Source organism: Methanobrevibacter sp. (assembly GCF_045603845.1).
Taxonomy (GTDB): domain Archaea; phylum Methanobacteriota; class Methanobacteria; order Methanobacteriales; family Methanobacteriaceae; genus Methanocatella.
In genome coordinates this window covers 1-10,038 of record NZ_JAZUMY010000092.1, presented here as the reverse complement: position 1 = coordinate 10,038, position 10,038 = coordinate 1, and the positions used below count along the sequence as shown (strand labels likewise).

8 protein-coding genes and 1 pseudogene are annotated in these 10,038 nt (G+C 33.0%); 4 read left to right on the top strand and 5 right to left on the bottom strand.

The genetic code is table 11. From position 1 onward, the window contains the following. A pseudogene (locus tag ACKI2W_RS09135) lies at positions 1 to 1,692 on the top strand (hypothetical protein); the annotation flags it as partial. Between the two features lie 55 nt (positions 1,693 to 1,747). Next, complete coding sequence (locus ACKI2W_RS09130; protein WP_407381397.1) at positions 1,748 to 2,323, top strand: hypothetical protein; 576 nt, start codon at positions 1,748 to 1,750, stop codon at positions 2,321 to 2,323. 85 nt (positions 2,324 to 2,408) lie between these two features. On the opposite strand, the gene ACKI2W_RS09125 is transcribed toward ACKI2W_RS09130, so the two are convergent. The 4 genes from ACKI2W_RS09125 to ACKI2W_RS09110 form a co-directional block, all read right to left on the bottom strand. Next, a complete protein-coding gene (locus tag ACKI2W_RS09125; RefSeq protein ID WP_407381395.1) occupies positions 2,409 to 2,594 on the bottom strand; it encodes a hypothetical protein in 186 nt (61 codons plus the stop codon). 150 nt (positions 2,595 to 2,744) lie between these two features. After that, complete coding sequence (locus ACKI2W_RS09120; RefSeq protein ID WP_407381393.1) at positions 2,745 to 2,966, bottom strand: hypothetical protein; 222 nt, start codon at positions 2,964 to 2,966, stop codon at positions 2,745 to 2,747. Further along, complete coding sequence (locus ACKI2W_RS09115) at positions 2,963 to 3,568, bottom strand: hypothetical protein (RefSeq protein ID WP_407381392.1); 606 nt, start codon at positions 3,566 to 3,568, stop codon at positions 2,963 to 2,965. The genes ACKI2W_RS09120 and ACKI2W_RS09115 overlap by 4 nt, the downstream gene beginning before the upstream one ends. A 223-nt stretch (positions 3,569 to 3,791) precedes the next feature. Continuing rightward, a complete protein-coding gene (locus ACKI2W_RS09110; protein ID WP_407381390.1) occupies positions 3,792 to 4,973 on the bottom strand; it encodes an AAA family ATPase in 1,182 nt (393 codons plus the stop codon). A gap of 412 nt (positions 4,974 to 5,385) precedes the next feature. On the opposite strand from ACKI2W_RS09110, the gene ACKI2W_RS09105 reads away from it, so the two are divergent. Further along, positions 5,386 to 6,846 carry an ATP-binding protein gene (locus tag ACKI2W_RS09105; protein WP_407381388.1) on the top strand — a complete coding sequence of 487 codons (1,461 nt, stop codon included), beginning with the start codon at positions 5,386 to 5,388 and terminating at the stop codon, positions 6,844 to 6,846. Between the two features lie 466 nt (positions 6,847 to 7,312). Here the strand turns inward: ACKI2W_RS09105 and ACKI2W_RS09100 are convergent, their stop codons facing one another. Further along, positions 7,313 to 8,485 carry an ATP-binding protein gene (locus ACKI2W_RS09100; RefSeq protein ID WP_407381386.1) on the bottom strand — a complete coding sequence of 391 codons (1,173 nt, stop codon included), beginning with the start codon at positions 8,483 to 8,485 and terminating at the stop codon, positions 7,313 to 7,315. A gap of 422 nt (positions 8,486 to 8,907) precedes the next feature. On the opposite strand from ACKI2W_RS09100, the gene ACKI2W_RS09095 reads away from it, so the two are divergent. Continuing rightward, the coding region (locus ACKI2W_RS09095; RefSeq protein ID WP_407381384.1) for a right-handed parallel beta-helix repeat-containing protein at positions 8,908 to 10,038 on the top strand (1,131 nt) is incomplete at its 3' end.

Here is a 10,038-nt window from a genome sequence, read left to right as displayed (position 1 = left end):
GCAAATTCAACAGATCAATACTATGACGTCACTGTCAGCATCAAAAATAACGGATCCGATTTAAGGAATGTGTCCCTGTCATATGTTGTCGTGAATGACCAGTCAGATTATACTGATTTGGAATTTCAGTATTTCGGCAACTGGAGTCATGCCAATCATACATTTTTCTTAAACGGCACTTTAAAGAACAATGAATCCGTGTTTTTGACAATGCGTTACAGTCATGATGACTTTTCTATCATTCCATTTTTCATGTTCATATTGAAGGAAAATGATTATATGCTGTCCTCAGCTTCTTTCGGAATATATCACAGCCAATCTCTCCCTAATGTTCCTGTTCTGCCGGGAAATAAATCCAGATTCCTGGAAAATGTTCGAAGCGAACTCAACGCAACCGATGATATTTTCTACATACAGTTTCTTAAAAATCTTGAAAAAGGAGCTATCGAGAATACACTTGAAGGTATTGGCTATTATGATGTGGATTTAAAGGCACTATATCAGTTATATGCTTCCCCTATAAACAATTCCTGTTACTCTTACAATCTATTTCATGTTGTTGCGGCTTATAATCTAATCAAGTATTACGGGGACGCAGACAGGTTTACTGCATATATTTTCCCTAACTGTTCATGCGATTATGTGATTTTCAATATCAACGGCGTTGACTATAAAAGGTCTGTTGTAAACAATAGCGCTTCAATAGCTATTAACCTGATGCCCGGAAACTACACTGTAACGACCAGCGCTCCGCAGCTGAGGGATTCCATTAAAAATACTGTATGTGTACTTTCGAAAATAGAATCAAGCGATCTGACAAAGTATTTCGGAGATTCAGGCAGATTCGAAGTCAGATTACTTGACACTAATGAAAGCGGAGCGGATGTGAAATTCAACATTAACGGCGTTTTATACACGAGAAAGACAAACGCAGACGGCATCGCCCGTTTGAACATCAATCTCAATCCTGGAAAGTATGTCATTACAACTTACAATCCTTTGACTGGCGAGAGGAAATCCAACAATATCACAGTTCTCTCACAAATCGAAAGCAGTGATCTGGTTAAATATTGCAGAAACGATTCCCAGTTTGTCGTAAAAATCCTGAACAAAACTTCCGGCACTGTATCATTCAATATTAACGGCGTTTTCTATACAAGACAAATCAACCAGACAGGCCATGCAAAGCTCAACATCAACCTGGCTCCGGGAAGCTATATCATAACGACTGTCTTCGGGGAGTGGGTCACCTCAAATAGCATTACGGTTCTCACACGATTGGTTGCAATGGATTTGAACATGTCTGCCAGGGACGGATCCAAGTTTTTAGTCAAGCTTCTTGACGATAAGGGTGAAAGGCTCGCCGGTGAAAAGGTGACATTCAACATTAACGGCGTTTTCTACAACAGGACAACTGACGCCAGGGGTATGGCCAGACTCAACATCAATCTTGATGAGGGAAGCTATATCATAACCGCAATGCATGACGGCATGATGATTTCGAACAGAATCGATATCAGTTCCCGATTCGCATCACCTTTAAGCGTTGAAGCCAAAAGCACGATATATTCATTAATCAACGACACCGAGTTTGTCATAGGTCCGATTGTTCCGCTTGATGATACAAAATACAGTGTTGTCATTTTTGATTTGAATCAGGATATGTATGGCGCCTTTAATTTCAAAAGGTGATTGCGGCTTTTTTTTCACACAATGTTTATATACCTAATATACACAATATAATAACATGAACTTTGAAGGATACAAATTAAGAGGATGCATTTTCAAAGGCAAATCAAAAATTGAAAACTACCGTTTCGATAACTTCACTGTCGAATTCGTAGGGGAAAACGGTCTCGGCATTGTAAAATACTGCAAATACAGAGACATCATTCATGACAGCGATATAACCGAAAGGCAGCTCCATCAGATAATTGATTCCGGCGCATCCAGAGCCGATGAGCTGAAGGATGAGGCTGCATACAACAAGTTCAATCTTTTTGAGAAAAAAGTCGATGTCGAATATTTCGGTGATTCCTACTCATTTGAAATCAAGGGCGTCGGTCCCCAGGCAATAAAGCTCACCCGCAACTTCACCTATGATGAAATTGCCGAGTGCGGTGATGCGGTGTCTGAGGAATTGTATGGTGTAATCCATGACAAGTATTCGCAATATCTTGAAGATGATGCGCTAATAAATACCTTAAAGGAAACCTGGCAGAAAGAAGAATCAGATAAGAAAATACGTCTTGAAAAGGTTAAAAAAGAGGAGGAAATCAGGCGCAAAAAACAGCAGGAGCTTGAAGAGTTTCTTGCCTCTTAATTTAATATTTCCATTGAATGTAATATTATTTTTTCAGACATGCATTTCAAGTGTAAAATTGGTGAGAAGTTATAGTTTTTGCTTCCTACAACTTTTTAATTCCTTTTGTTCTGATGCCTGTTACATGTGAAATCTCTTGGATGCCGCATCCGTGATTTTTCATTCTTCTCACAACTGTAAAAGATATTATTGCTCTTCCTTGTTCTCTTATTTTTTTGACTTCTTCGGGAAAATATTTGTTCAATGCTTCCATAGCTTCATCAGATATCATTTTTTATCTCCTTTTTAGTTTTTTTCTGCTTTTAGAAATGATTGTGTTGTGGTGCTGTTTTAAAAGCAGTTCTGATTTGGTTAATTGGAATTTTTGAGTATTGTTTTTGTCAGGTAGGTGAGTGGTTTGTGAGAAGTTATGGTTTGTGGGTTATAACTTCTCTATTTCTTTGATATTGATGTTTATTAGTCGTGAAATCTCTTGGATGCCATATCCGAAATTTTTCATAGATTTCGCGATTTCTAGTCTTTCTTCTTCTCTTCCTTTTTCCATTCCTTTTTCCATTCCTTTTTCCATTCCTTTTTCTATTAATTCTTTGGATTCTTTTGGGAAATATTTGTTAATTGCTTCCATTGCTTCGATGGATATCATTTTTCAATCTCCTTTTTTAATTTATCGTCTTCTGCTATAAATTTTTTCATGAAGACCTTCTGAAATGATTTTATTTCGTATAGTTCTTCATTAGTCAGTCCCTGAACCTGGTTTGTCAGTTCTGCTATTTTTAAAATCAATTCTGATTTGGTTAATTCGGATTTCATAAACAACGCTACAGTTAAATAGATGATTTCAATGTCTGTGTTGGTTAATCTTCTATTATTACTTATGGCATCTTCAAGTATTTTTATTTTTTCATCAGCATCATCCTCCTGTGTAAATACTATGTGCAGGTTCATCTCTTCCTCATCATTAAAGCAGAAATGCCTTTTTGATGATTTGGGATCTCCCGTACATAATATGCATTGATAAACTAGCTTTTTTGAATCTATTCTCAAATATATCTTGTAAGTTCCGTATCTTCCCAGATGATTCAGCGTAAGCACCGTGCTGTGAAATTCAATGTCAACTAAAATGTCTTCTGATATCTGCAGCACATAATCTAAAAACTGCTTGTTGTCATCATCAATTTCAATCGTTGTCTTGTAGGGTTTTGTCAGGGCATGATTGAAATGTTTTCTGCTGCAATCACATTTCAAAGTATAACTGTAAATTTTAATGGCTATTTGATTTAATTATCTGGCTTTGGCATTAAACGTATCATTTCCTGTTCGGGATTTGAATTGTGCACTGCGATAATATGAGTAATATCAATATGGTCTATTCAAAAAATCTTGCATTCATATCGGTAGGTTTATAAATATCAGTTTAGGCCTTTCACATTAAGGATAGTTGGATTTAATCTGCTGGTAAGATATTTTTTTAGTAAGGATAGTCTCCTTTTTCTTCGTATTCTTTTTTAAGCCATGCTTTGAATATTGGGTCGTATATTTTGTATTTGTTGTTGTCCATTTCGATGAGTATTTTGTTTTGCAGTGTTTTCAGTGATGCTCCAATGGCTCCGCTGGTGACTCCGAGTTTGTTTGCTATTTCTATTCTTCGCAATGGCTTTTCAACAAGGGAGGTGATTATTCTTTGTTCCTGTTTGTTTAGTTTATACCATTCATTGGTTAATTTAATTAACAGGTATTCCAGAGATTTTTTAAATTCAGAAATTATTTTTTCTTCATTAAGCTCTTCGTTTGGCGGCAATAATCTTGCGAAGCTATTGATGTAATATGGTATTCCGTTGGTGCATTTGTAAAATCTTTCAAAGCCGTCGGTGGTGAAGTTCAGGTAATCTGCCTTTTCGGTTAGGTATTGTCTGGTTGTTTCATATGAAAATATCTTGATTTCATAGTTGAGTATTCTTCCGCCGAATGCACCATTTTGTCCTGCAATATCGGATATCAGTTCATCTTTCACGCTCATGCTTCCAGAAAATATGTATCCGATGTGTTTCTGTGATTGTATGACACTTCTAATGTACCATAGGAATCCGTTAACGTCTTCTTCCAGTTGCTTTAACATCTGAAATTCATCTATAAATATCAAAACACCTTTAAGCTTTTCTTTATGGTCATCATATAACTGCTGTGGTAAGTCCATTACATAGCTTGTGAATTTGGTGTAGTCCTCTTCTGATTTGAAAATTGGGATGGGTATCTTATCAATTGATTCGATTTTGTCCAGCTGGAAATTGCGTGTTTTAAAGTATTTCATAATCTTTTTGTCGATTGTGATGATGTTGGATTCATCACATGCTTTTATGATGGATTCATAGAAAAGTTTCATAAAACACAGACGGTCCAGTTTGTCCTTTTTAAACTTGTCCATTGATGTCAGGTCCATATAGACAACCAGATATTCATCTTTGAAGTCTTTTTTTAGTTTTTTCATCAGCGCTGTTTTTCCCACCCCTCTGATTCCTGTTAAAAGTATTGTGGGTGTTGAGCCTTTTTGTGTCAGTTCAAGATTGTCTGTGATGAATCTGATTTCATTTATTCTGTTGTAGAATTGTGAGTCGTCTAAGTCATTGTCATTTCCTAAGGGTAAACTTGCCATAATCTAATCCTCTCCAATAATATATTATGATTAACTGTTAATATAAATGTAATGTAAATTCCATTATAATGCGAAAAACACACATCACATTATGTAATGGAAACTTCATTATAATATGAAAAACACACTTCATATTACATCAGATAAATTACTATATGTCTAATTTATAATGAATATAAAATGTCCGAAATATTTTTCATCTATTCAATTAAATCGGTAGGTTTATAAATATCAGTTTATAGGCATTTCCATTAAGGATAGTTGGGTCCTTGTCTATACATCATTTCTTTAATAGGTGGTTTTTAATTTGATTCATATTTTATTGAATGTTCATTTATATATTATCATTCAATATATTGAATAAGTATTTATATTATAGTATTCAATATATTATCTAAGAGGTGTTTTTATAATGAATTCAGATAATGAAGATTCAATTCATGATTTTTTACAAAGTCAAATTACTGACATTCCATTGTCATTAAACAATGAACTATCAAATATGGGCGTTAGATTCAATCATAGGGATGATTTTGAGGAAATAACAACATTTATTGATGAATTTATAGATGGAAATAATGTTAATCGATATATTGTCTTGCCTGGTATTAGGGGTGTTGGAAAAACAACAATCCTATTTCAGGTATATGACTATTTAATGAATCAAAAAAATATCAATCCAGAGCAGATACTGTATTTCTCCTGCGAAGAATTAAACAAAATAGAAGATTGCGATATCTACGATACAATCAAATATTACCTAAAAACATTCCACAATTCATCACTGCTAACACTTGATGAAAAAATATTCTTGTTAATCGATGAATCCCATTTTGACAAAGACTGGTCAATTTCAGGTAAAATAATCACGGATAAATCAAAAAACATATTTGCTATTTTCACCGGTTCATCAGCAATAAATCTGGAATACAACGCAGAAGCCGCAAGAAGAATGATAAGATACCCAATAACACCTCTAAATTATTCACAACACTTAAAATTAAAATATAATTATCACACAGACATTTCCAATGATTTAATAGATTTAGTATTTAATGGTAATGTTGAAAATGCCATAATGAAAGAAAAACAGGTGAATCGGGATTTATTAAATCTAAAAAATTATAATTCAATGGATTGGAATAATTATTTTAAATTTGGAGGATTTCCATCAGTAATGCATGATACAAATCACAGAAATGCTTCTAAAAAATTATACTACTCGGTTGAGAGTGTAATAACAAAAGATTTGGGAACAATGAATAATCTAACAGCCAATACTCAAACAAATGCATTGAGGTTAATGAAATTTTTAGCTGAAAAATATCCGGGTGACATATCACAGAATGCACTTGCAAACAAAATCAAAACCTCTGCAGGATCAGTAAATACAATAATGGGCTTACTTGAAAAGACCCATTTAATATTTCACACAGAACCGTATTCCGGTGCAAATTCAAGGGCAAAAAGATCATGGCAATATTATTTTGCAACACCAAGTATAATGCATGCAATAAATACAAAATTCGGATTTTCATCAATAAACTTAACCGAATATGAAGGAATATTGCTTGAAACATTAGTCGGCTCAAACCTCGTCAATCTAAAGAATAGTGAACAATTCTTTGAATTCAGCATATTCTACGACACACATAAAGTAAAAAAACAACGTGTTGATTTCATAATAAAAAAAGAATTTGATGAAGTGATTCCAATTGAAGTGGGTCATGGTGATAAGGATACTAATCAAATTAAAGATGCAATAAGACGTTATAAAGCATCATATGGAATTATTATATCAGATACGACAAAAACAATTAAAAAAGTGGACAATATAATATTTGTACCAATAAAAACATTTTCTTTAATGTAAATAAAATTGGGAAATATAATCATTTCCCAATCATGCTTTTAAGGCCGTCAAGTCGAATTTAAGGTTGTCAATTTTCAGCATTAGTTCGTTTTTCTCATTTTTGATTTTAATAAATTCAGGTGATTTGATATGGAGTTTTTTCTGACTTCTGTGTTGATGATTACAGCAGATAAATGTTCGATATATGTATATTTTAAATCTTCAGGGTTTATCCTGAAGTATGTCTGATCAGTCTTGTTTTTTTTTTGATTTGCTCAAATCATCATTTACATTAACGGCAGTGTTCCTGGATTCTGGTTTGGAGTTTACACTGAATATATATGAATGGATTTTGCTAAAGGGGTTTTGAATAGATAATTATCGCTTTTAATGATTGAGTAATCAGATAATCTTATATTAAAAAATGTTTGAAATATATTTCACCTATTCAATCAAATCGGTAGGTATATAAATATCAGTTTATGACTCATAACTCATTTGTTAGAAAATCTAGAAGATTAATGTGTTTTACTCCATCACGGGATCTATCAAATGGATCCATTGTTATTATGTATTTTGGATAATGATCTTTGATTTTTGAAAACGGTCTGAATTCTCTTTCAATTGATTCATCATTTTCAAGGATATAACTTACCTGTACGTATATTGTCTGTTTGTGTTTTCTGCATACGAAATCAACTTCATAATCTTTTGTTTTACCTATTGTTATTTTCCATCCTCTTCTTAAAAACTCAAAATAAACAATGTTTTCCATGACTCGTCCTATATTGTCAATATTTCCTTTAGCTTTGGCTTCACAAAAACCATGGTCGGTTACATAGTATTTTTCATTGAATTTTAAAATACCTTTTCCTTCTAAATCTTCTCTTTTTACTTTTTTTATAAAGCAGGCATTTTCCAAGTATTTTAGATAGTTTGTTATGGTTTTATTTGAGATTTTAATGTTCATTTCATCTTTATAGTATTCTGCGATGCTTGAAGCAGAGAATATGTTTCCAATATTGTCGAAAATAAATGTTGTTAGTCTTTCGAGGATATCAATATCTCTTATTTGATATCTTCTGACAATGTCTTTATAGAAAATGGAGTTAAATAAATCATCGAGATAGTTTATTTTTTGCGCGTCATCAAGCGAAAATGTTTGCGGCATTCCTCCATATTGAAGATATTCTCTAAATAAGTCTAAACTGCTGGATTCTTGATGAAAGTTAAGGAATTCCTGATATGAAAAGGGATACATTTTTATTTCATAATATCTTCCGGTTAGGTGTGTTGCCAACTCCCCGGATAATAGATTTGAGTTTGAACCTGTGATGTAAATATCGCAGTCATAATCTATTTTATATCCTGCAATTGAGCGTTCCCATTTTCCTACATTTTGGATTTCATCAAAAAATAAGTATACTTTTCCTTTTTTATTTTTAATTAATTTTTCAACTGTTTTGTCCAGTTCATTATTGTTTTTTATGTTTTTGTATTTTTTACTGTCAAAATTAATGATTATTATATTATGTTCTTTTATTCCTCGTTTAATAAGCTCTTCTTTAATCAATCCCAACATATATGACTTACCACATCTTCTAATGCCTGTAATCACTTTGATTAATTCATTATCAATTAATGGGATAATTTGTTTCATATATAAATCTCTTTGAACCATACTAATATTATATATTTTTAGGTATATAAGACTAACTTTTTAAATTTTTTAATATTTTAGTATTATAAGACTAACTTTTATCTAAAATATGAAATTCATATAGGGTCTAAATAGATTGCATTAATTTAAATGAATAGGTTTATAAATATCATTTTTTAATCTTTTTTTACAATAAATGTATATAAATATCAGTTTTCATGATTAGGAGTTAATTTTTCCATGATTGGAATATATTTATTACATTCACGCTTTTTAAATGAATAGGTATATTAATATCAGTTTATAGACTCAATATCAAGAATTGAATGTTTTAACTGGAAAAATCGTCTTTTAGATTGTTTGTTTAGAATAAAACAAAATTCTTGAAAAAATATATTAGAATAATAAGGAGAAACGGTACCATGAAATACAAGAAAACCATGATACTGCTGGTGCTTGCCATCTTCATATTCGGTGTGGCAAGCGTATGTGCTAGTGATGTGAACGAAACAACAATAGCAACCCAAGAAGATAATCAAATGGAATTAACATTAACTGAAGATGAAATACAAACAAATGAAAATGACAATATGCTGACACAAACAGAGGATGCTGAAATATTCACCAGTGGTGAAGGATCATATTCTGACTTACGTAATGATATAAATTCTGGTGGAAACTTAACAAAAAGCCATTATCGTTATAATGCTGGCGATGGTGACACAATTGAAATTAACACTCCAGGTGTTATCAATGGTAACGGCGCAGTCATTGACATGAACGGATCAACAATCAGGGCATTCAATGTAACTGCTTCCGGTGTAACAATTAACAATCTAACCATTATAAATGCAAACTATGGCGGTAATGGAGGAGCAATTTACTTTAGTCCAGCTACTTCTGGTAATGTGACAAATTGTAATTTTATTAACAACAATGCAACCGGTACTGACTCTTGGGGTGGTGCCATCAGGATGTATTCTGGTACTGTGTCAAATTGTAATTTTACTGGCAACACTGCAACTAGATATGGTGGTGCAATCATGTTTGTTACTGGTACTGTGTCAAATTGTAATTTTGCTGATAACACTGCATACCGTGGTGGTGCAGTTTACTTTTTGAATCAAGGTACTGTGTCAAATTGTAGTTTTACTGGCAACACTGCAACTGGAAATGGTGGTGCAGTTTACTTCAATATCAATGGTGAAGTGACAAATTGTAATTTTACTGATAACACTGTTTCTGAAGAGGGTGGTGCTGTCTGGATGACTTCTGGTACTGTGTCAAATTGTAATTTTACTGGCAACAATGCATCTCGTGATGGTGGTGCTATTAGATTCAGTGGTTCTGGTACTGTGTCAAATTGTAATTTTACTGGCAACACTGCAACTGGAAATGGTGGTGCAATTTACTTCCATAGAACTGGTACTGTGTCAAATTGTAATTTTGCTGATAACGACGCCTACCATGGTGGTGCAGTTTTATTTAATACAAATGGTGAAGTGACAAATTGTAATTTTACTGACAACACTGCAACTGGAGATTACGCTCGT

Excerpts from the sequence above, each read along its gene's own strand:
- ACKI2W_RS09120 (WP_407381393.1), bottom strand. The coding sequence starts at position 2,966 with ATGATATCCATCGAAGCAATGGAAGCAATTAACAAATATTTCCCAAAA.
- ACKI2W_RS09105 (WP_407381388.1), top strand. The coding sequence starts at position 5,386 with ATGAATTCAGATAATGAAGATTCAATTCATGATTTTTTACAAAGTCAA.
- ACKI2W_RS09110 (WP_407381390.1), bottom strand. The coding sequence starts at position 4,973 with ATGGCAAGTTTACCCTTAGGAAATGACAATGACTTAGACGACTCACAA.
- ACKI2W_RS09125 (WP_407381395.1), bottom strand. The coding sequence starts at position 2,594 with ATGATATCTGATGAAGCTATGGAAGCATTGAACAAATATTTTCCCGAA.
- ACKI2W_RS09130 (WP_407381397.1), top strand. The coding sequence starts at position 1,748 with ATGAACTTTGAAGGATACAAATTAAGAGGATGCATTTTCAAAGGCAAA.
- ACKI2W_RS09100 (WP_407381386.1), bottom strand. The coding sequence starts at position 8,485 with ATGAAACAAATTATCCCATTAATTGATAATGAATTAATCAAAGTGATT.